The following is a 21,234-nucleotide window of genomic DNA, read 5'->3' as shown; positions in this document are numbered from 1 at the left end:
ACAAAGAAAGGTCCCGGGTTCACGCTGGGCCGGGGAACTTTTCCGAGGTGACGGGTTCGCGCGCCGTGGCTTTCACGTGATCTTGTTCGTGTCGAGGTGTTAAAGGAGTGCGACGCTGGTCGCCGGAAACCGTCTCTGGCCGGTGGAAATGCGCGACCTGCATCGCACGCTTCTAAGCGCACGCTATGAACTCTCGGAGCTGGGGCGGCGAAGATCCAGGCGAGCAAGACTATGGACAAACCGCACCAAAAACGGTACGGTTTGTCCATGGTTACGTATAGGGAAATGCTGCGACAAATCGCTTTGGAAAACGACGGGTATGTCACTCCGGCCCTCGCCCGTGTGCGGGGCGTGCCTGATGTTGAGTTGCGGAAGCTTGCGGCGCGAGGGGCCGTCGAGAAACGGGAGCGTGGCGTTTATCGGGATCCGTACTATCCTGCCGCCGACGAGTTTGATTTTCTCCGTGAAATTATTCTCACGCTAGGTGCCGGCGTGCATGCGTGTGGGGAAACCACATTGCAGGTTACCGGGATCGGTGAGCTCAATCCCAAGAATGTCTATCTAGCTTCGCCTCGTCGACACCGCCGGAAGGTGCCTGGAACATGGCGGATTAGGTCCGCTCCACCGGACGCTCAGGTGAAGAAATATCACGGTATTCCGTCGCAGCCCGTCGCGGAGGCGCTCGTGGAGGTTCGCCCGGCAGTTATGGCCGACCGTTGGGAGGCGATGGTGGAAGACGCCTACCAGGAAGGGTTTATTCGAGGCAAGCAGTATCGGGAGCTGAAGGGGCTGGTGGGATGAGCCGGCCGGTAAACATTGTGTCCTTACGACAGAAGATCAGAAACATAGAAAACGATCAGGCGCGTGAGACACAGCGAGAGAACGTAATGGCGCTTGTTGTAGTTGCGCAGATGCTTCCACAGGGAGTGGTCAAAGGCGGAAGTGCGATGGCTGTTCGCTACGGCAGTGGAGCTCGTGCCACAAAGGATCTCGATGCCGCGCGACAGCAGGACGAAGACCACTTCTTGGATGAACTGGAGGACAAACTTGAAGCGGGATGGCAAGGCTTTACTGGAAGAGTGAAGCAGGTGAAGAAGCCCAGCCCTGCAGGGGTTCCGCCGCAGTATGTAATGACTCCTTTTGATATCAAGCTCCAGTACGAAGGGAAGGACTGGAAGACCGTGAGGTTTGAGGTGGCGCATAACGAGCTACATGTTGCGGACTCTGTGGACAGGCAGATTTCGGATGAACTCTCATCGTTGTTCATGGACCTGGGGTTTGATGCGCCGGGCCCTGTACCGGTTATGAAGCCTGAACACCAAATTGCACAGAAAATACATGCGGCTACATTTCCTGATAGTCAGCGAGCGCATGATCTCGTAGATTTGCAGATACTCGTGGCTAATGAAGATATTGACTATAGCAAGGCGAAAGAGCTGTGCGAGCAAACGTTCAAGTACAGAGGCGATCACTCATGGCCGCCTGAATTTGTTAGGGGCGAGGGCTGGGACGATGTTTATAGGGCCGCGGTGGAGAATATGACGCTTCCTGGAGTCGAAATATTAGGTCTAGAGGACGCCATCCGCTGGAGTAATGACCTGGTCAAAAGGATAGATTTCAGTTAGGGGTACCGAATTGATTGCTTCCAACGTGGATCTCGCGGATCTTGCGGCAAACGCCTCACACCATGTGTTTGGTTTGGGCCTGTATGAGCGCAAGGTGATCATTGACGGTGGCGGGCCGGTGGCCGTCATCATGTCGGCGGGTGAGTTTGAGCGGCTTGAGGCTGAGCGGCAGGACGCCCTGGACCTGGCACTCGCGCTCACGCGAATGCTGACCGACAGTGGCAAGCGCATCAGCCTCCAGGATGTCCTGGCTGAGTTTGGCATCGACCCGTCGGAGCTTTAGATTCACCAGCTTTTCGACGCGCTCTCCGCCCCATTTGAACCAGCCAAATCTGCAAAGTGTAGTAGGTGGATTGTAGTAATCCTCGAAAAGTTGTGCGAAATGGGGATTACTACCATCCTGTTACTACAGTTTGGGTTTCGGCAGCGCCACAGCCAGCAAAAACAAGCCGAAACGCAGCCGAAACCTGGCCGAAACTGGCTACTTCCCGTACTGCTGCAGGAAGAGCGCTTCGGCGACGGCGATGCGTTCGATTTCGGTGGGGTCGACGGATTCGTCGACGCCGTGGATGCCGCACTGCGGTTCCTCGACGCCGTAGAGGGCGATGGCGGCGTCGGGGAAGTGGTTCTGCAGCGTGATGGTGAGTGGGATGGAGCCGCCGGAGCCGATGAGGGCGAGGTCGGCGCCGTCGTAGGCGGTTTGGAGGCAGTCGCCGAACAGGGCGATGGCCGGGTGGTTGGGGTCGGTGGCGAATGGTTCGTTGACGCCGGAGATTTCCACGGTGACGTGGGCGCCGTTGGGGGTGTGGGCGTGGATGTGTTCCTTGACGGCGTTGGCGATGGCGGCGGCGTCGGTGCCGGCGGGGACACGCAGGTTGTATTGGGCTTCGGCTCGGTGGTTGACGGCGTTGACGGCGTCGGCGACGGGGGTGGAAGTGAAGCCGATCATGGTGATGGCGGGGCGGGCCCAGACCATGTCGGCGGGGTTGTCGTCGGGGGTGCCGTTGAGGGCGACGCCGTCGAGGACGCCGGCGTCGGTGGCGAAGGTGTCGGCGGGGTAGGGCTGGCCGTTCCAGGTGGCGGTGCAGTCGACGCCGTCGATGCTGGTGCGGCCGGTTTCGTCGAAGAGGGAGTCGGTGATGCGGACCAGGGCGTGGGCGGCGTCGGGGGCTGCGCCGCCGAAGGAGCCGGAGTGGATGGCGCCCTGCAGCGTTTCGACGGTCACGTTGATCTGGGCGCCGCCGCGCAGGGAGGTGGTGAGCGTTGGGACGCCGACGGCGGCGTTGCCCGAGTCGGCGATCATGATGGCGTCGGCGCGGAAGAGGTCGGGGTGGGCGTCGATAAGTTTGCCGAGGCCGTCGCCGCCGCCGAGCTCCTCGGAGCCCTCGACGACGACCTTGATGCCGAGGTCGGTGCCGCCGTTGGCCTGGATGAGGCGCAGTGCTTCGAGGTGCATGGCGAGGTTGCCTTTGCAGTCGGCGGCGCCGCGGCCGTACCAGCGACCGTCGCGCTCGGTGAGGGTGAAGGGGTCGCTGGTCCAGGCGTCGGGGTTGTTGGCAGGCACGACGTCGTAGTGGGAGTAGAGCAGCACGGTGGGGGCGTCGCCGACTGGGGCTTTGGTAGCGATGATGGTGTCAGCATTATCGACGGTCGCGTGGCGGGTCACGTCCAGCCCGAGGGCCTCGAGTGCGGAAACCGTCCAGGCGCAGGCGGCTTCGTGCTGGTCGGCGAGCTCAGGCGTGGAGTGTGGGGAGTTGAAGCCTACGAGGGCGGAGAGGTCGTCGAAAATTCGGTCGCGGTTTGGGGTAAAAGCTGTTTGTGTCATGTGGTCGAAAGTACCACCAACCGGAGGAGTACAATCCTTTCCGTTCGTTTTTATGCCTATATATTGAAAGGTCTTGCAATGGCCTCGACGATGCGTGAGTTGACGCTGCGCGGGATCATCATTGGTGGTTTGATCACCTTGGTGTTTACTGCTGCGAATGTGTATTTGGGGTTGAAGGTCGGGTTGACTTTTGCCACGTCCATTCCGGCGGCGGTGATTTCCATGGCGGTGCTGCGGAAGTTTGCTGGGCACAATGTGCGTGAGAACAACATTGTGCAGACGATTGCGTCGGCGGCGGGTACGCTTTCGGCGATTATTTTCGTCCTTCCGGGCTTGGTGATGGTCGGCTACTGGCAGGGTTTCCCCTTTTGGACGACAGCCCTGGTGTGTGCCCTGGGTGGCACGTTGGGCGTGATGTATTCGATTCCGTTGCGTCGCGCGCTGGTGACCGGGTCTGACCTGCCGTACCCGGAGGGTGTCGCGGCGGCGGAGGTGCTGCGCGTTGGCGACGGGGATAATGGTGGTTCGGAGCGCGATCACGCGGAGAACTCTGAGGGCCTGCGCGTGATTATTCTTGGTGCGGTTGCGTCGGCGTTCTATTCCTTATTGACGGCCATGAAGGCGGCGGCCAGCGAGGTTGCCGGGTTCTTCCGTGTTGGTGGCGGCGGCACGATGATGGGTGGCTCCTTGTCCTTGGCGCTGCTGGGCGTGGGCCACTTGGTGGGCTTGCCGGTGGGTATTGCGATGCTGGTCGGCGTCGTGATTTCCTTTGCAGTCCTGCTGCCGATGAAGTCGGCGGCCCATATGGGCGACGGCCTGGAGCTTGCCGAGGTTGTCTCCACGACGTTCGCGGACGAGATCCGCTTTATCGGCGTGGGCACGATGGCGGTGGCGGCGCTGTGGACGCTGATCAAGATCGCGAAGCCGATTGCGACGGGTATTGCTTCGTCGTTGGCGGCGTCGAAAAAGAGGCACGAGGGCGTGGCCGTCGACGTGACGGAGCGTGACATCCCGTTCCCGATCGTGGCGGGTGTGATTGTGGCGTCGATGTTGCCGATTGGCCTGCTGCTGTGGAACTTCGTGCGCGGCACCGACATTCATGAGCACGCGCTGTCGCTCACCATGATTTCGGTACTGTTCATCCTGGTTATTGGCCTGATTGTGGCGTCGGTGTGTGGATATATGGCGGGGTTGATTGGGGCGTCGAACTCCCCGATTTCCTCGATTGGCATTATTGCGGTGCTCTCGTGCGCGCTGCTGATCGGTGCGTTTATGGCGGGCACGGACGCGAATGCGAGCTCGCTGGTGGCGTACACGCTGTTTACGGCGGCGATCGTGTTTGGCATCGCCACGATTTCGAACGATAACCTGCAGGACCTCAAGACGGGCCAGCTGGTGGGGGCGACGCCGTGGAAGCAGCAGGTGGCGCTGATTATTGGTGTGCTGTTCGGCTCGGTGGTCATCCCGCCGATCTTGCAGGTGATGCTCACCGGTTTCGGCTTCCAGGGCATGGAGGGCGCAGGCCCGGACGCGCTCGCGGCACCGCAGGCGGCGCTGATGTCCTCGGTGGCGAACGGCATTTTCAACAGCTCGCTGGACTGGGGCTTGATTCTGCTCGGCGCGGGCATCGGCGTTGCGCTCATCATTATCGACGAGACCCTCACCCGCACCACGGGCAAGTACAGCTTGCCGCCGCTGGCTGTGGGCATGGGCATGTACCTGCCGGTGGCGGTGACGGTCATCGTGCCGATCGGCGGGCTGATCGGATACATCTATAACCGTTGGGCGCAGGTGCAGCGCCACCCGGACTTCGCGCGCCGGATGGGCACCCTGGTGGCCACGGGCATGATCGTGGGCGAGTCCCTGTTCGGCGTGCTCAACGCGGCGCTCATCGCTGGCGCGGCGGGGGAGAGCCCGCTGGAGGTGTTCACGGAGCAGTCCTGGACGCCGTGGTTCAGTACGGCCCTGTTCGTTGTGCTGGTGTGGTTCGTGTACTCGAAGACGCGCTCCAAGGTCACCTCGGTTGCCGAAGATGGTTCCTTGCACTCGGCGGGCGAGAGTGCTAAAACTGTGTCTTAGCACTCGGGGCAATTGAGTGCTAACGCGGGTGAGGTTGGCCGCGCGCTAACCGTGCCGTCGCGGGCGCCTGCACTTTACGACGAATACAAGGAGAAAACTTACATGGCTAAGATGATCGCATTCGACGAGGAAGCACGCCGCAGCCTAGAAAACGGCCTGAACACACTAGCCGACGCCGTCAAGGTCACCCTTGGGCCAAAGGGACGCAACGTCGTCCTGGAGAAGTCCTGGGGCGCACCAACCATTACCAACGACGGCGTCACCATCGCCCGCGAGATTGACCTCGAGGACCCATACGAGAAGATCGGCGCCGAGCTGGTCAAGGAAGTAGCCAAGAAGACTGACGACGTCGCCGGCGACGGCACCACCACCGCAACCGTCCTGGCACAGGCGCTTGTCCGCGAGGGCCTGCGCAACGTGGCAGCTGGCTCCAACCCGATGGGCATTAAGCGCGGCATCCAGGCAGCCACCGAGAAGGTCTCCAAGTACCTGCTGGATAACGCGAAGGAAGTAGAGACCCAAGAGGAGATCGCTTCCACCGCTGGCATTTCGGCCTCCGACCCGGAGATCGGCAAGAAGATCGCTGAGGCGATGTACGCCGTCGGCAACGGTGCTGTGAACAAGGAGTCCGTGATCACGGTCGAGGAGTCCAACACCTTCGGCGTTGACCTCGAAGTCACCGAGGGCATGCGCTTCGACAAGGGCTTCATCTCCGCATACTTCGCCACCGACATGGAGCGCGGCGAAGCCGTCCTGGAAGACCCATACATCCTGCTGGTCTCCTCCAAGATCTCCAACGTGAAGGACCTCGTTCCGCTGCTGGAGCAGGTCATGCAGTCCGGCAAGCCACTGCTGATCATCGCCGAGGACGTCGAGGGCGAGGCCCTCTCCACCCTCGTTGTGAACAAGATCCGCGGCACCTTCAAGTCCGTCGCCGTCAAGGCCCCGGGCTTCGGCGACCGCCGCAAGGCAATGCTGCAGGACCTCGCCATCCTCACCGGCGGCCAGGTCATCTCCGAAGAGGTCGGCCTCTCCCTGGAGACCGCTGAGTTGAGCCTTCTGGGCCAGGCACGCAAGGTTGTCGTCACCAAGGACGAGACCACCATCGTCCAGGGCGCCGGCGACCAGGCGCAGATCGACGGCCGCGTCAAGCAGATCCGCGCCGAAATCGAGCACTCCGACTCCGACTACGACCGCGAGAAGCTGCAGGAACGCCTGGCCAAACTGGCCGGCGGCGTCGCAGTCATCAAGGTTGGCGCAGCCACCGAGGTTGAGCTCAAGGAGCAGAAGCTGCGCATCGAGGACGCCGTCCGCAACGCGAAGGCAGCCGTCGAGGAAGGCATCGTCGCCGGTGGTGGCGTCGCCCTCCTGCAGGCCGCCCGCGAGCTTGTCGACGACCTCGGGTTCGAAGGCGACGAAGCAACCGGTGTGAAGATCGTCCGCGAGGCGCTTTCCGCACCGCTGAAGCAGATCGCCCTCAACGCGGGCCTGGAGCCAGGCGTTGTCGCCGACAAGGTAGCCAACCTGCCTGACGGCCAGGGCCTGAACGCCTCCAACGGCGAGTACGTGGACATGATGGAAGCCGGCATCAACGACCCGGCAAAGGTGACGCGCTCCGCTCTGCAGAACGCAGCCTCCATCGCGGCCCTGTTCCTCACCACCGAGGCCGTCGTTGCCGATAAGCCTGAACCAGCCGGTGCCGCCGGCGGCATGGACCCAGACGCCATGGCAGGCATGATGTAAAACGCTAGCTTCCGGCTGGTTGTATCCCGGGTGCCCCGCTTTCGCGGTGGGGCGGCCCGGGATTTTTGTGCTTTGGGCTGTTCGGGTTTGTTGGGTTCCGGGGTGGGATGTGTCGCTCCAAGCTGACTCGGGATTTTGTGAACAGATTTGCGTGTGGCTTTGCGTCGGCTAGGTGTCGTTTTCGTTCCCGTCGACATGCTCCCGTCGACCAACGCAGGTCACGGCGACTTGGCCATTTTCACGCTATTTTGCCGATTTTGCGCTGACCAGGGTTGGTCGACCGGAGGAGGTCGACCGGAATGGTAGTGAGTACTTGAGTGCTCAGCGGAGCAATGCGAGCGAGACCTTTACGTAGGAATCCGGCCGGAAACTCCCCCGGAAATGCCCGCAAAGCATGAGGAATCTCTAAGAGTTTTCGGGGGAATTGCAGGAATGAATGTCTAGGGGTAATTGACAATTGGCGGCAAACTCAATGGCCAGTGAGTAAAACCGGAACGTCCAGGGTTAATAGGCGGAGTTTGTTGTCTGAGAAACCTTGAGACTGGTTGAAATGTGCCTGGACAAAACGGGGGGGGGGGTGATTAGATTCAATGTGTTCCCAAAGTTGGGCCACTGACGTGTGCGCAAGAGACCTAACTTCTTGAAGTGCGCTGAGGGCCCCAAAGACCTCTTTTGGAAGGAAACCAAATGGCAATTGCCCTCAAGAAAACCGCCGCGATCGCAATCGCAGCAGGCCTGACCTTCGCCGGCTCCGCTGGCATCGCGGCGCAGGACGCGATGGCGCAGGATGGCGTTGAGCAGAACTCCGCTATTGGTCAGGGTGCGGACCCTTCGACCATCGATCCGAACGCTGCACGTTCGCTGACGATCCACAAGATTCTGAACGCTTCGAAGACCGGCGCACCTACTGGTAATGAAATCAAAGGCGACACTCCTGCCGACGAGAAGTACACCGGCGGCGAGAATGTTGCCGCAGTGGACTTCCAGGTGGAAGAGCTTGACTACGACATCACGACGAACAAAGGCTTCTTTGCTGCTGTAGAGGCTGCGAAGAACCCGGCGACGGCGAAGGTGAAGCAAGACGGACTCAAGGAGAAAGTTACGACAGGTGCGGATGGCTCCATTAAGGTGCCAAACGTTAAAGTCGCCGCGTACCGCGTGACCGAGCTCGAGTCCCCGGAGGCAAACGTCAACGGTGAGCCACGTCTGAACCTGCACAAGTCGGACCCATTCGTGGTGTTCGTTCCTATGACGAACCCTAAGGACACTTCGAAGTGGAATTACAACGTTCACGCTTACCCGAAGAACACCAACACCGTGGTGACGAAGAAGCTTGAGGACGAGAACGTTAACGTTGGTGACACCGTTAAGTACCAGATCAAGGGCAACATCCCTGGTTCTACGTCCGATAAGGATGTTCAGCTCAACAGCTTCCACGTGGTTGATTACTACAACAAGGACGAGCTCTCGAACCTGCGTCTGAGCGACACCAAGCCGGTCCAGATTGAGAAGGCTGATGGCTCCTTCGTTGATGTACCAGCAAACTACTATGAGGTAACTCCAGAGGAAGCTTGGACTTTTGACGACGCTCGCAAGGCGCACTACAACGCTCGAAAGACCGTCGAGTTCAACGAAGAAGGCTTGAAGTGGCTTGACGCTAACCACCGTGGTGCGAAGGTAGTCACCAACTGGGAGGCGGAGTTCAGCGCGATCGGTGACAACGGTGACGGCGAGATTCGAAACACTGCCGATGTGCCGTCCCAGACGGGTGAGTCAGGCTCCACGCGCAAGCCTAAGGATGTCCCGCCACCACCGGGAGATACCCCTGAGGTTGTCACTTTCCTGGCGAAGCTGCAGCTCCTGAAGTACGCGGATGGTAAGAAGGATCAACCGCTGAAGGGCGCCGAATTCGAGCTGTACACCCGCGACCTTAAGACCGGTAAGTGCAACCCGATCAACGACGACAACAAGATCAAGATCGGCGACGTTGCAAAGTGGACCACCAACGAAAAGGGTCAGCTCACCATCGATGGTCTCCACATCACCGATAAGGTTGACCAGCAGATCGCCAACGGTCAACCAGCAGACGGTGGCCAGATCCGCGATGGCTACAACCCAGCGGACGTCCAGAATGGCTACTGCTTGCTCGAGACCAAGGCTCCTGAAGGTTACGAGCGTATCCCGCAGGCATTCCCGATCGAGTTCAAACTGGCAGACCGCGTGACCAACGAGCAGAAGGTCGCTTCGCCGCTCATTCACGCAGAGGCCAACAACAAGCCTTCCACGAAGGTATTCCTCCCGTCCACCGGTGGCATGGGTATTTTGATCGTGGCCCTGGCGGGTCTCGCGATCATTGGCGGCGGTGTCTACGCGGCACGTCGTAACTCCCGCACTGCGTAACCCGTACGCGATGTAGGAGACTCTGCGGGGCCGCAACCAGCCTCGCAGGGGATGGCCGGTCGGCGGGACGGCTTGAAACTCCCGCCCCAGTTTTGGAAGAAGGGGACGTCGATAAGGCGTTCTGGAGGAAAGGAAGACGCGGTGGCAACAGAGGTGAAGGCGAAGCATCGGCGGGAGCCGGCGCAGCAATCGTTCTTCAGGCGTATGGCGCTGCCCGTCATCCTGGTGCTGGTGGGCATTGCGGTGCTCATGTATCCGGTCATTGCGACGCAGTGGAACAACCGGGTGCAGGAGCAGGTCGCGAAGCTTTACGAGGAAGAGCTGCAACAAACGCCAGTCGAAGAAGTAAATACGGCATTTGAGGCCGCGAAGGCGTACAACGAGGCGCACACCGACGGGCCGATCCTCGACCCGTGGCTTGCCCGCATCAGCGAGGACAACGCTGATTACAAGGAGTACGAGCGTCAGCTGGAGGGTGTGTCGGCGATGTCGCAGATCGCGATTCCGGCGATTGACCTGCGCCTGCCCGTTTTCCACGGCACGGCGGAGGACACCCTGCAGAAGGGTCTCGGCCACCTGTATGGGTCGGCGCTTCCCACAGGTGGGAAGGGCTTCCACTCGGTCATCACGGGTCACACAGGCTTAACGACGTCCACCCTGTTCGACAACCTTTCCGACATCAAAGTCGGCGACGCCATCTACGTCTCCACGTTCGGCGAGCGCATGAAGTACAAGGTGTACGACATCGAAGTTGTCCTGCCGGATGAGACCGACAGCCTGCGCGCTGACCCCGAGCGCGACCTGCTGACGCTGATCACCTGTACGCCGTACGGCATCAATACGCACCGGTTGCTCGTCCACGCGGAGCGAGTACCCATGGACCCAGACGAGGCCAGCGTCCTCGACGACTCCACCTCCACCCTGCAGTGGTGGATGTGGGCCCTCGGCGGGGTGTCCCTGCTCATCCTGCTGGCGCTGATCTGGTGGGTGTACCGCGAAAAGAAGAAGAGCGACCGTTCCGGCGCTGTGAACGAGGAGGTTCTGTCCTAATGCGCTTGTCCCAACTATTGGCAGCGTGTGGTGCAGCCACGATGCTCGCCGCGGGTGCGTTGACGCCCGCGGTGGCTGACGTGCGCCCAATCAGCGGTAATGACGCCAACCTGAATCCGGCGAGCATCGATAAGAGTAAGCCGATCCAGTTGCTGCTGAAGAAGCAGGGCACCAACCCATACGACCAGGTCCCGGCCGGCCAGAAGCCTCCCGCGATCGCCGGCGCGAAGTTCACCTTGTCGAAGGTGCGGGGCATCGACATCACCTCGGAGCAAGGCCGCAACGTGGCAAAGAAAACCACGCTTGACGACGCCCGCAAGCGCGGCCTCGACGTCATCGAGACGAAGGCGACGAACCAGCGCGGCGAAGTCCTCTTCGACAACCTCACCCCGGGCCTGTACCTGGTGGAGGAGTCCGCCCCGGACACGAAGTACGAGTACCACCTGAGCAGCCCGAAACTGCTCATCCTCCCACTTCCTGACGAGCGCGGCATCCGCTACGAGTACGAAAACGTCCTGGTGATGAAGTGGGACAAGAGCTACGGCACCCCGCCACCGTGGGAGCCTTCGGAGCCACCATCAACCACGACGCCACCGACCACGCCGACGAACCCCGGCAACACGGTCACCACAACGAAGACGACGACGTCGACACCTCCGCGGGTGAGCACCACCATCCGCACCACCTACACCACCACCCCGCCGAACGGTACCCCGACAACGGTGACCACCACGGTGCCGTCGACAATCGTGACCACGAAGCCCAACGGCGTGGTCACGACGGTGACCCACCCCCGTGCCATCCCCGAGAAAGAGCGCGGGTCGCTGGCGTCCACCGGCGCGAACGTGCTGTGGGCCGCGGGCCTAGGCGGACTGTTGATTGTGCTGGGGTTGTTCCTGGCGCGGCGAAGCAAGAACGACGAGACACGGTAAAGAAGCGGAGTTAGGAAAGAGAGATGCGAAACTTTGTCAAACCTGCAGGTTCTCCTGCTCGGCATCGTGCTCGTGGACTTGCTGCCGTAGTTGCCTCGGTAGCGTTGGCCGCCGGCCTGGGCGCGTACCCAGCCGTGCAGGCGGAGGAGACCACGGCGGTCTCCGACATCACTACCGACGACGCCGGCCTGCCCACCTACTCGTGGATGGACGACGACACACCGTCGTCCTCCGCCACGCCTTCGGCGCCTGCCGCAGCGTCGGCCTCCAATCCGGCCTCTGCATCTGCTTCGAAACCAGCAGAGGCCCCGGCCACCGCGAACCCCGTGACCGTCGAGCGCAAGGGCGACATTGACCGCATCGTGGTCAACGACCCCGAGGGCGAGGCATGGGAGTTCGGCGGCAAGGCGTCGAAGGAAAACATTTTCGCGCTGCAGCGTGAAGGCAAGGGCGAGATCAAAGAAGTCCTGTCCGTCACCGCTGACGGGCGGAAACTCGAGCCTTACGACTACGGTTTCGTGAATACCGCTGATAGCGGTTTTGTGGCGTTCAACCTGAACGCCCTGCACACGATTCCGCCGGTGGATGTTGAGATCGAGATCCGCACGACCGATGCCGGTGAGTACGCGATCGCCGAGAGCACCGAAGTGCCGTCGGAGGCCGAGCTTGCCGAGTCCGGGTACGGGAAGGGGCGCCCGGCGGAGGAGCAGCGTAGCGATGAGGAACGTGCTGCAGCCCCAGGTGGCATCCCTGGAGTGCCAGGGCAGCAGGATCAAGAGTTTTCCCTTACCGATGCGAAACCTGATTTTTTGGGGGACAACCCCCAAATTGAATTCAAGATCAATGAGACTGGCAACTGGCGAGTGACCAGGTTCGCCATCAAGAAGAACAAAAACGATAACAATACGAAGGGCATTTCTGGTCCAGTTCGGATCCGCGTCGTTCGCCAGGGCGCGGTCGTCGTTGACCGCACGCTGGATTTTCCGAATGCAAAGTACTGGCAAACAAACGCGAAGGGAAAGTCCTTCGACACGGAGTTTCAGCTAATTCCGAGTATTACCGACCTCTATATCAAGGGTGGCGACTCGGTAATCCTGAATCCCGTGGCACCTCCAAACGGTATTTACCGGGTCCAGATGTGGGGCCAGGACATGGACAATAAGCCTCAGGACCACAAGGTGAATGTCGCAGGTGATGGTATTCCAGTATCCTCGCACACGACTATTGGCGACAATCCGTACGAGACAACATTCGATGTTCAAGCGCGTTCTAATTTCTCAAGTGCAACAGTAACTCTGAGCCCTTCAGTCCGATTAGAAGATGTGTTTTTCTCTATTCCAATTGAGCAAACGGACGGTATAAGGCTCGAAAATAAAGTTGAGACCTACTCGGATCGTGTGGTTATTACATGGTTCCCGACGAAGGACGGCCGCCGAATCGACTCGGTACCGGTTTCGGCAGACTCGACTGTGACGCTTCGGACTTCCTACAGATCGGCTCCAACCAGACCCGAGGACATCACTTTGCAAGGCTCCCTCGCGGCTCCGGTAGAGAAAGATCTTCCGATTCTTCCTTCAGCCGACGCTGACGTGTTGCCACTTACGCACGGCGATAAATGCGAGCTTCGCGATGTAAAATCTGTTCCTCGACAGCCACCTCGCTTACTTTCCATTGCGGAGCAAAAATATGGCTTCCGACGATTTATCGTCGCGAGCCCACAAGCCTCTAGCAATAGAACTTCTTCGCAGCTGTATCTTCAGGTAGAAGACGGACAAGGTGCATTGCAGTCAGAAAAGATCGGACCCGCCAGCGGGTGGGTATATAACGCACTTGCCTACAACGAGAACGATAACTACCTCTATGCTGTTAGTCAGCCCAGGATTTCGGTGAAGACGGGCCACAAGGATGACCCTTGTTTCCCCGCAGGCCACTTACTGCAGATAAATCCTTATACGGGTGAAGTTTTCGATTTGGGCAAGCTTCAAGGACTTGATGGATTTCTTCCCGAGAATCATCCGGACAATACAACATCCAACGATCTCGGTAGCGGCATCAACGCAGGTACCTTCGATGATGACGGCACATACTGGGTCGCAGGTGCGTCTGTATGGGGTAGTGGCCGTCTTTACAGCGTGAATTTAGACACGATTACTGCAACGCTAAAGCCTGCAAAAAACGTGACTCTGCAAGCCAAAACTATCTGGAACCCGGGACAAACATTCCGTACGGTTTCAGAGGACTTTGTTGCCATCCCAGGTGCGAAAGGGTATCTGTGGGGCCTGCAAAGTGGGTGGGCGCAAAGCGATGGAAGGAACAAACAGCGCGTTTTCTTGGAACGTATTAGCACGAGCGGTGGTGCCCCCCTGCGCGTGGATATTACCGATATGAAGATGCCTGATGGGCAGACCGTCGGTCAGTTTCTCAACATTACAGACCAAGCGCCTGTTTGGGGACAAGCATGGGTTGAAGAAGACGGATCGATTGCTTTCGGAAAGGGTGGCCGGTCTTCCGTGGACTCGAACACAACGGAAGTAATCAAAATTAAGGTCGGGAACCCGACGGCGAAGGCTCCAAATCTCCTAAAAGTCGAAGTAGTCGGCGCTCAAACTGCACCGTCCTCATACAATACTGACGGTGCATCGGCAAAGGCTCCTACGACGACACCAGAACCAATTGTTCCAGACGTCACCAAAGAAGCGATTGGACAGTCTGCGAAGAAGCAGGAAGACGGGACCTATATAGTAAAATACCAGGTAAATGTAACAAACCCAGGAAATCGCGAGGCTGCCTATAGTAAGGTAGTCGACACTCCAACGATGCCGACGGGGATTGTTGTGAAAAAGACTTCTTGGTCCTTGGTCGATGAATTCGGGAAATCGTATGCCACGACATTTCAAACTGGCCAAGGTCCGTTTGTGCTATCTGGCGGTGGAACGATACAGCCGAAGGGGCTCAATAGATTTGGTGCTACAAGTAATGGCATCCATCAATTTAATGTTGAAATGACAATCTCTCTCGATGCCTATACAGGAAACGAGACTGGAGATGAATGTGCACCCGGCAAATCGCTTTTCAACTCTGTACAAGTTGGGCCCAAGGAGGCGAAGGCCTGTGTGCCTCCGCCAGAAGTAGAGAAAAAAGCTCGGCTTGTGATTGCAAAGATTTCTTCCGATGCAGTTTCGCACGAGCTATTGAAGCCAGAAAACCGTCTAGACGGTGCTGAGTTTATACTTCAAAAACTGGACGAAAATGGCCAAGTCATCGGTAATGGAATCCCAATGATTTACGATAAGGAGAATCGAATCTTCAAGTCAGAAGAATTGGAGCCGGGTCACTATCAGCTCGTAGAGACTCGGTCGCCTCAAGACAGTCTGGGTGTTTACAATCTTCTTGTGAAGCCGATTGTGTTTTCGTTGTCGGTGGACAACGGGAATGTGACGATCGCGCTAGATGAAGATGCCAAAATTGTCGCGACGCAGGTCGATAAGGCGGTGGCACCGAGCTCCTGGCAGCTTACCTCCCAGGATGCGGTACTGACCGTTGCCAACGTCCGCCAGGGCAACCTGCCCAAGACTGGCGGAAACGGCCTGCAACTGCCGATCCTCCTCGGCGGTGCGCTCATCGCCGCTGGTGCGTTGGTGGGACGACGACGGGTCGTCGCTTAGTGGAGAGTGCGTCCTGAGCGCGTGACGTTACGAACAAGCTGACGGGGCTTGGCGCTGATCAACAGTGATCGGGGCCAAGCCCCTTCGGGACTTTGGAGTGCAATCGACCAATTGCCGACAAGTGGCGCTACGGTGTAATGTCTTCGCTCCCGGTTTGAAAGTGAACCGTCTGACTAGAAAGCAGATTTGGTCACGCGTGAATCGGATTCGACTTTGGGCTTGTGGCAGCTCGGTGAGCGGACAAGGGCAAAGCGACGGGCGAAGCCTTCTATCTGGTACCGTAGAAAACGTTAGCCTCGAGGCTACCGGCTCTAAAAGGATTGCTTTTAGTTGCGTCAAGGTCTCTCGGGGTGCTTGTTTTTAGGGGGGCATCGGGGGAGATTGAACATGCCCCTTTTGAGGCTTATGGGAGGCCGCGCTCAGAGGAGATTGTGTTCTTTGGGTTGGTGGGGCCGTCGTCGATAAGGAAGACCTGCACCCGTGGCGATGGTGACTCTCAAATTACGAGCCTTGCCCTCGACCTCTTGTGTGTGTACATTGTGAGTACAAGGGTTTTGGGAGGTTGAAATGGCTGTGAAAGATAGACGGCTGAATCTGCGTACATCGTCAGTGCAGGAGGAGTGCCTGCGGCGTGCGGCTGAGGTGACGAATTCCTCGGTATCGCAGTTTGTGCTTGAGAGCGCTGTTGAGCGCGCTGCCAGAGTGCTTGCTGATCAGCGGCTCTTCGTGTTGGGGATGGACGATTTTTCTCGTGTGGAGGAGTTGCTTGCTCAGCCTGCCGACTTTTCACGGCTAGGTACGCTTTTTGCGGAGGAAACTCCTTTTGGCAAGGAGTTCAGCTTTGGAAGCTGATGGGATTCTTCACCCGCCACGTCGGTTGGAGAAGTCGGATAATCGGGCTGAGTTTCGGTGCGGGGAGGCGTCGCTTGATACGTGGTTTCACCGCTACGCGATGCAAAACCAGCGTGCCAACAACTGTGCGGTGTATGTATCAACGTGGAATGAGCGGGTCGTTGGCTACTATGCGGTGTGTACCGGGGGTATCGTCGCTAAGGTGGCGCCGGAGCGTTTTGCGAAGGGGCGGCCGGATCCTATTCCGGTGATCATCCTTGCACGGCTTGCGGTTGACCAGAATGCTCAGGGGAAAGGCGTTGGCAAGGCGCTGCTGCGCGATGCGCTGGAGCGCTGTTTTACCGTTGCCGTTGAAGTCGGTGCCGCGGCGGTAGTTGTGCACGCGCTGGACGAGCGGGCGAAGCAGTTCTACATGCAGCACGCTGGTTTTCAGGAGATGCCGGGGCAGCCGCTGCATCTTCTGCTGTCGGTGAAGGGGATTGAGCGGTACATGGCGTGATGGGGGCTGAGGCAGGTTTTCGCCGACCAGCTGTTAGGACTACGCATTTAGTAACGTGGTGTTCCCCTCACTCGGGCGGGTTGTGCACAACTAGAGCCAAAAACTGCAGATACCAACTACGCTGTTTTGGGAGCCGACTCCCACGTCTTGGACGAACCGAATGCTTTGCCTCGGCCAGCTGCAAGTAGTGGTGTCTGGGTGCTCGCAAAACGGAAAATGTACAAAGGGGAACACACGTCGACTACGCCTGACGTGTTGCTTATTTGGAGTAATAAGTAATAGTGCTAGTGCTAATACTGGGGGTGGCACATGGGCGATCTCAATCAACATAGGAAATTTTTGTCCAAAAGTACTGAAGAGCGGTTGCCTTCTCAGCGGCTTAAGGTCAAGCTCCTAGTTTGTGGATTTCTCCTATTAATCGGTGTAATTGCTGGATACTATATTTGGTGTTCAGACCTATCATGGCCGTTTTATTTGTCAAGGGTATGCAAATATGTTTTTCCTAGCTTGACCCCAATAGTTGCAGCTATAGCGTTGATATCTGGGTTCAAGACTATTGAGCAGAAAAAAGAGTCAGATGATCGCACCGAGTACTACAAACAGCTGCAATGGGCAATTGACAACTCTCTTACCAACAACGCCCTCATGCGATTGCAGTCACCGAGTCTCATTAGGAGCGTTTTGACTTCGCGCAAAATCGCCGAAGAAGAAAAGGAAATCGCACAGGCAGCTGAAGATTACGCCAATGCTCTTGAGGCTCAACTGCGCAAGGAGTCGAGTAGTCCAGGAAACCTTACGCCAGGTGGGGGTCTCGCTTTTGCCGAACCGGAACGAAATAGGAGTGGAACAAACACAACTCTTCGTTCACTTGGGATAATCCCATATTCCGTTGGATTCATTTGTATTTTTGCGATGCTCCTGCCGGTGCTCATTTTGCACTACGATGACGAAGATGAGGGGAAGGAGAAACTCAAATGACGACACGCTATCCGCAGCGACGTAAAGACAAAGCGCACATTTCGTCAGTCGACCCTGAAATTGTTGCTGCCCTTTTGGAAGCTGCCGAAACTTCACGTCACCGCACAGATGAATTCATGGCACGTCGCTACCCTGAGGATCGTTCGAAAAATAGGTTTTGGAAATCGTATTTTCTGAAGAAGCGCGCGTAGCATTTTCGAACAACAACGTAGTGAGGAAATAGCCACCGCGGGGATGGCGGGTACCCCACGAAACGTCGCGCTGTTTTTGCCGATAACACCCTCCGGGCAGCTCGGATGTAGCCGTTGCGTCTGTCAGTAATCCAGTTCCTTAACGATGTTGCTGCTGGGTGCCGGCCGGTAAAGTGTGCTACCCAGTCGCAGACTTCGGGTGTGGTCATTTCTTCGCGGTGTTTGTCGATCGCGGACTCGCGGATGAAGGCCTTAGGATCTCAACCACTTTGTTTAACAGGTGACCCCAATTTGTGTATCTCCGCGCTGGAGGTTTCTAGGTCGTAGATGGCGTCGTCAATGAGGCGGGCTTATGCGCGGGGTGACTTGCGCTGTATAGCTATGCTTTGTTGCTGTGAAGTTCGGCCTCTAGCTCGGACCGGGAAAACCCTAAATGCTCGATGACTTCGTCGAGGCCCGTGCGGTTGCCTTGTCTCTGGCGACGCGAACCAGCGCCAGCGTTGCGTCCTGAAGCGTTTCTCGGTCGCGGAAAATCGTTCTACCTCGCAAGCGTCAACGACTTCGGAGACGAGTTTTCCGTGATACGACCAGGCAACCTGCGTGTGTTCCTCGGCAGGCGAAACGGTTCCAGTGTTGCCGTGCTGCGACGCTTCAGTAACCGTGCCCAAAAAACTATTTAGAAATCTATGTAGTTGCAACGGGGGTACGTTTGCGTGACAGGGCTTTGGCTGGCCTTCGGACTGAGGCGTGAGGAGACATCAATCTCACGAAAAGACGTCATCCTTAGGCATTAGCTCTAAAAACGGATTCTCTGAGGTCTTAAAAAGCTCTGGAGCCTAGGCGCCTCCAGGCGACAACGCTCCGGTAACCGGCCCGTCGTCACTCCAACATATCCTCTTTTGCCGCCATGAGCCATAGACGTGACCCACTAATAACAGCGTGATAGAGTTCCACATGCGAAACTAGGCAAAAAGAAAACCCGCCTCCGAGGAGAACGGGGAAACTATGTATCGGATTTTACACGATTGAAAAGGTTTGTCGAGACCGAACCAACACGAGGAACGGTTGTATCGACGACAGTGATTAGCATCTGCGGCCGGGCGAAAAATCTGGGCTAAAGCGTGCATGCCAGTCAACATGGCTTGGGGTGTTCGGTATTGCCGAACGTTCGCTAATGCCGAACGCTTTTTAGCTGGGGTGAGAGATCGTCGTGGCGGTGGGGTGGAAGCGAAAGCCGTAACGATCCGTGCTCAGCGAACTATCAGAAATAGGGGGCCGTGCAACAATGGTTCGAATGTCGCTTTTACACAGGAAGTTCAAAGAAACGGTGGAAGAATAGTTTGCGGTCACCTGTATGAACGCATTTCAGCAGCTTAAGTAGTATTTTATATTTTGTGGTGATGCGCTGGGGAAACTCGCCTGAACGTTTGCTGTCACGTCATGTATGTAAGGTACACGCGCCGGGTGCCCCTAATGTGAGGTGAATCATTCACGAAGCCTTGACGTGAGTTAAAAATACGTGCAAAATTAACGGCTAAGACACACCATCACGGTGTGCAACCTTAAGAAATGTAGACACACGGGCACCCGCCCACAATGTCAAGACCTGTAAGGGGTAAGTATGGATCTCGCAGTCATCACCGACGCGTTGAAGGACTTCAGCACCTTCTCCAGCAATATCGTCAAGTTGTTCCGCCTCATTCCGGACCTGTTTATCAACTTCGGCAAGCTGGGCGACAAAGCAACTGCCCTGCCGAAATAATCACGGCTTAACTCTCAACATCCCACTGATTTTAAACTCAAAGGAGTAAACTCATGCAGGCACTCGAGAACTGGGCGTTCCTCTCGTCTGACGCACACGTAGCAGGCGCACTTCTGACCATTCTGAAGCAGCTCGGCGAAGGCGCAGACGCCATCGTGAAGCTGATCGGTCTGGTTTCCTAAGACCCCCTGATACAAACCCCGCCACAAAATGTGGCGGGGTTTTCCCTTTTGGGAATGCGTGGGAAAACGGGGGTGGCGTCGATAAATAAAAACCAACAATCAGCGCCGATCCGGGGGCAATGGGGTTAAACTTGATACATGGCTGACCACAAGGATGACGAACTCCCAATGATCGACCTCGCCGCCGTAGAAGGCTGGATCGTCGACGACACCGATGAAGACGACCCGGCGCTGCTCATGCCGGACGGGACACCAATCGAAACCTGGCGCGAAAACTACCCCTACGAAGAACGCCTCAGCCGGAGCGAGTACGAAGAACAAAAGCGTGCCCTCCAGATTGAGCTGCTGAAGTGGCAGAACTGGACTAAAGACACTGGTCAGCGCCACATCATTATTTTTGAGGGTCGTGACGCAGCGGGTAAAGGCGGCACCATCAAACGCTTCAACGAGCACCTCAACCCGCGTGGTGCGCGCACCGTCGCCCTGGAAAAGCCGAGCCCGCGCGAATCCACCTCCTGGTACTTCCAGCGCTACATCCAACACTTCCCGGCAGCAGGCGAAATCGTGTTCTTCGACCGCTCGTGGTACAACCGCTCCGGCGTCGAACGCGTCATGGGCTTCTGCACCGAATCCCAACACGCCGAATTCCTCCGTGAAGTGCCGATGCTTGAGAACATGATCCTTGGCTCCGGCATCTCGCTGACCAAGTTCTGGTTCTCCGTCACCCAGAAAGAGCAGCGCACCCGCTTCGCCATCCGCCAGGTCGACCCCGTCCGCCAGTGGAAGCTCTCGCCAATGGACCTCGCGTCCCTGGACAAGTGGGATGACTACACCAACGCGAAGGAAGAGCAGTTCCGCTACACGGACACTGACGAGTCGCCGTGGATCACCATCAAGTCGAACGACAAGAAGCGCGCCCGCCTCAACGCGATGCGCTACATCCTGAGCAAGTTCGAATACACCAACAAGGATCATGATGTGGTGGGGACGCCGGATCCGCTGATTGTGAAGCGTGGGCGTGATCAGATCGGGGACTAGGGAGTAGGCCTATCTGGGAGGCAGCAACGGAAAGGGAGGACTTTCCGTTGCTGCTTTTCTGTTGTGAGCCGACAGTCTTCGGGGAAGGGGTAGTCGTCTCGCGCGGAGTCGGGATTTTGTGAACAGATTTGCAGATGGGGGTGCTGCAAGTCAGGGACTCGAGCCCCGAGTAGGCCGTCTGGTAGGCAAAGCCACGTTGCTAGGAAAACAAGGGGGAGGACGGATTGTCGGGGTTGGGGCTCATGCCCGAAAGGCGCAGGTCGGTGGTTGAAGGGCGTATTGGTGAGTCGCATCAGATGTGTGTGAGCGCGTTGTCCTGGCACCAAATTCCGTCGTGGGCGGAGCGCGACCTCGGGAAGCGTGGGCTCGAACCCCGGAAGGCGACGATCTTGGTGCACAGCCAACACACAGCT

General features: G+C 57.8%; 17 protein-coding genes. 16 read left to right on the top strand and 1 reads right to left on the bottom strand.

Translation table 11 applies throughout. The features are described 5' to 3' along the window. Window positions 1-267 precede the first annotated feature (267 nt). Genes KBX14_RS08315 through KBX14_RS08305 form a run of 3 tightly spaced genes read left to right on the top strand, consistent with a single transcriptional unit; the run spans window position 268 to window position 1,908 of the window. Complete coding sequence (locus tag KBX14_RS08315; protein ID WP_256042297.1) at window positions 268-801, top strand: type IV toxin-antitoxin system AbiEi family antitoxin domain-containing protein; 534 nt, start codon at window positions 268-270, stop codon at window positions 799-801. Continuing rightward, on the top strand, window positions 798-1,625 hold the full coding sequence (locus KBX14_RS08310) for a nucleotidyl transferase AbiEii/AbiGii toxin family protein (protein WP_256042296.1): 828 nt from the start codon (window positions 798-800) through the stop codon (window positions 1,623-1,625). The genes KBX14_RS08315 and KBX14_RS08310 overlap by 4 nt, the downstream gene beginning before the upstream one ends. A gap of 10 nt (window positions 1,626-1,635) precedes the next feature. Then, window positions 1,636-1,908, top strand: a complete 273-nt coding sequence (locus KBX14_RS08305; RefSeq protein WP_070361863.1) for a type II toxin-antitoxin system Phd/YefM family antitoxin — start codon at window positions 1,636-1,638, stop codon at window positions 1,906-1,908. A gap of 198 nt (window positions 1,909-2,106) precedes the next feature. Here the strand turns inward: KBX14_RS08305 and KBX14_RS08300 are convergent, their stop codons facing one another. Next, the gene (locus tag KBX14_RS08300; RefSeq protein ID WP_256042295.1) at window positions 2,107-3,450 is read right to left on the bottom strand and encodes a dipeptidase; all 1,344 of its coding nucleotides are present in this window, start codon (window positions 3,448-3,450) and stop codon (window positions 2,107-2,109) included. Between the two features lie 78 nt (window positions 3,451-3,528). On the opposite strand from KBX14_RS08300, the gene KBX14_RS08295 reads away from it, so the two are divergent. From KBX14_RS08295 to ppk2, 13 genes are all read left to right on the top strand, one after another. Continuing rightward, window positions 3,529-5,529, top strand: a complete 2,001-nt coding sequence (locus KBX14_RS08295; RefSeq protein WP_071573100.1) for an OPT family oligopeptide transporter — start codon at window positions 3,529-3,531, stop codon at window positions 5,527-5,529. Window positions 5,530-5,631: 102 nt separating this feature from the next. Further along, on the top strand, window positions 5,632-7,272 hold the full coding sequence (gene groL / locus KBX14_RS08290) for a chaperonin GroEL (RefSeq protein WP_256042294.1): 1,641 nt from the start codon (window positions 5,632-5,634) through the stop codon (window positions 7,270-7,272). Window positions 7,273-7,959: 687 nt separating this feature from the next. Further along, window positions 7,960-9,672, top strand: a complete 1,713-nt coding sequence (locus KBX14_RS08285) for a SpaH/EbpB family LPXTG-anchored major pilin (RefSeq protein ID WP_256042293.1) — start codon at window positions 7,960-7,962, stop codon at window positions 9,670-9,672. Between the two features lie 141 nt (window positions 9,673-9,813). Further along, complete coding sequence (locus tag KBX14_RS08280; protein ID WP_256042292.1) at window positions 9,814-10,722, top strand: class C sortase; 909 nt, start codon at window positions 9,814-9,816, stop codon at window positions 10,720-10,722. Beyond that, complete coding sequence (locus tag KBX14_RS08275; RefSeq protein WP_256042291.1) at window positions 10,722-11,654, top strand: SpaA isopeptide-forming pilin-related protein; 933 nt, start codon at window positions 10,722-10,724, stop codon at window positions 11,652-11,654. The genes KBX14_RS08280 and KBX14_RS08275 overlap by 1 nt, the downstream gene beginning before the upstream one ends. A 23-nt stretch (window positions 11,655-11,677) precedes the next feature. Further along, window positions 11,678-15,319 (top strand): LPXTG cell wall anchor domain-containing protein, encoded by a 3,642-nt coding sequence (locus KBX14_RS08270; protein WP_256042290.1) that lies wholly within the window; start codon window positions 11,678-11,680, stop codon window positions 15,317-15,319. Window positions 15,320-15,886: 567 nt separating this feature from the next. Further along, window positions 15,887-16,171, top strand: a complete 285-nt coding sequence (locus KBX14_RS08265; RefSeq protein WP_070361871.1) for a DUF1778 domain-containing protein — start codon at window positions 15,887-15,889, stop codon at window positions 16,169-16,171. Further along, window positions 16,161-16,670 carry a GNAT family N-acetyltransferase gene (locus KBX14_RS08260; RefSeq protein ID WP_070361872.1) on the top strand — a complete coding sequence of 170 codons (510 nt, stop codon included), beginning with the start codon at window positions 16,161-16,163 and terminating at the stop codon, window positions 16,668-16,670. The genes KBX14_RS08265 and KBX14_RS08260 overlap by 11 nt, the downstream gene beginning before the upstream one ends. 309 nt (window positions 16,671-16,979) lie before the next feature. Then, window positions 16,980-17,648 (top strand): hypothetical protein, encoded by a 669-nt coding sequence (locus KBX14_RS08255; RefSeq protein ID WP_143000799.1) that lies wholly within the window; start codon window positions 16,980-16,982, stop codon window positions 17,646-17,648. Next, entirely contained in the window at window positions 17,645-17,839 is a 195-nt protein-coding gene (locus tag KBX14_RS08250; RefSeq protein WP_070361874.1) for a hypothetical protein, read from the top strand. The genes KBX14_RS08255 and KBX14_RS08250 overlap by 4 nt, the downstream gene beginning before the upstream one ends. Window positions 17,840-19,460: 1,621 nt before the next feature. Beyond that, the gene (locus tag KBX14_RS08245; RefSeq protein WP_168156160.1) at window positions 19,461-19,601 is read left to right on the top strand and encodes a hypothetical protein; all 141 of its coding nucleotides are present in this window, start codon (window positions 19,461-19,463) and stop codon (window positions 19,599-19,601) included. A gap of 53 nt (window positions 19,602-19,654) precedes the next feature. Next, entirely contained in the window at window positions 19,655-19,783 is a 129-nt protein-coding gene (locus KBX14_RS08240) for a hypothetical protein (RefSeq protein WP_255366114.1), read from the top strand. A gap of 138 nt (window positions 19,784-19,921) precedes the next feature. After that, complete coding sequence (gene ppk2 / locus KBX14_RS08235; protein WP_070361875.1) at window positions 19,922-20,821, top strand: polyphosphate kinase 2; 900 nt, start codon at window positions 19,922-19,924, stop codon at window positions 20,819-20,821. Window positions 20,822-21,234: the final 413 nt, after the last annotated feature.

It is taken from the genome of Corynebacterium sp. CCUG 61414, assembly GCF_024453945.1.
Taxonomy (GTDB): domain Bacteria; phylum Actinomycetota; class Actinomycetes; order Mycobacteriales; family Mycobacteriaceae; genus Corynebacterium; species Corynebacterium pseudogenitalium.
This window is presented reverse-complemented; position numbering and strand designations above follow the sequence as displayed.

What these genes read in the sequence shown, in the direction of transcription:
- groL (WP_256042294.1), top strand. Translation starts at nt 5,632, where the DNA reads ATGGCTAAGATGATCGCATTCGACGAGGAAGCACGCCGCAGCCTAGAA.
- KBX14_RS08300 (WP_256042295.1), bottom strand. Translation starts at nt 3,450, where the DNA reads ATGACACAAACAGCTTTTACCCCAAACCGCGACCGAATTTTCGACGAC.
- KBX14_RS08250 (WP_070361874.1), top strand. Translation starts at nt 17,645, where the DNA reads ATGACGACACGCTATCCGCAGCGACGTAAAGACAAAGCGCACATTTCG.
- KBX14_RS08265 (WP_070361871.1), top strand. Translation starts at nt 15,887, where the DNA reads ATGGCTGTGAAAGATAGACGGCTGAATCTGCGTACATCGTCAGTGCAG.
- ppk2 (WP_070361875.1), top strand. Translation starts at nt 19,922, where the DNA reads ATGGCTGACCACAAGGATGACGAACTCCCAATGATCGACCTCGCCGCC.
- KBX14_RS08270 (WP_256042290.1), top strand. Translation starts at nt 11,678, where the DNA reads ATGCGAAACTTTGTCAAACCTGCAGGTTCTCCTGCTCGGCATCGTGCT.
- KBX14_RS08310 (WP_256042296.1), top strand. Translation starts at nt 798, where the DNA reads ATGAGCCGGCCGGTAAACATTGTGTCCTTACGACAGAAGATCAGAAAC.
- KBX14_RS08315 (WP_256042297.1), top strand. Translation starts at nt 268, where the DNA reads ATGGTTACGTATAGGGAAATGCTGCGACAAATCGCTTTGGAAAACGAC.
- KBX14_RS08255 (WP_143000799.1), top strand. Translation starts at nt 16,980, where the DNA reads ATGGGCGATCTCAATCAACATAGGAAATTTTTGTCCAAAAGTACTGAA.
- KBX14_RS08295 (WP_071573100.1), top strand. Translation starts at nt 3,529, where the DNA reads ATGGCCTCGACGATGCGTGAGTTGACGCTGCGCGGGATCATCATTGGT.
- KBX14_RS08240 (WP_255366114.1), top strand. Translation starts at nt 19,655, where the DNA reads ATGCAGGCACTCGAGAACTGGGCGTTCCTCTCGTCTGACGCACACGTA.
- KBX14_RS08275 (WP_256042291.1), top strand. Translation starts at nt 10,722, where the DNA reads ATGCGCTTGTCCCAACTATTGGCAGCGTGTGGTGCAGCCACGATGCTC.
- KBX14_RS08245 (WP_168156160.1), top strand. Translation starts at nt 19,461, where the DNA reads ATGGATCTCGCAGTCATCACCGACGCGTTGAAGGACTTCAGCACCTTC.
- KBX14_RS08285 (WP_256042293.1), top strand. Translation starts at nt 7,960, where the DNA reads ATGGCAATTGCCCTCAAGAAAACCGCCGCGATCGCAATCGCAGCAGGC.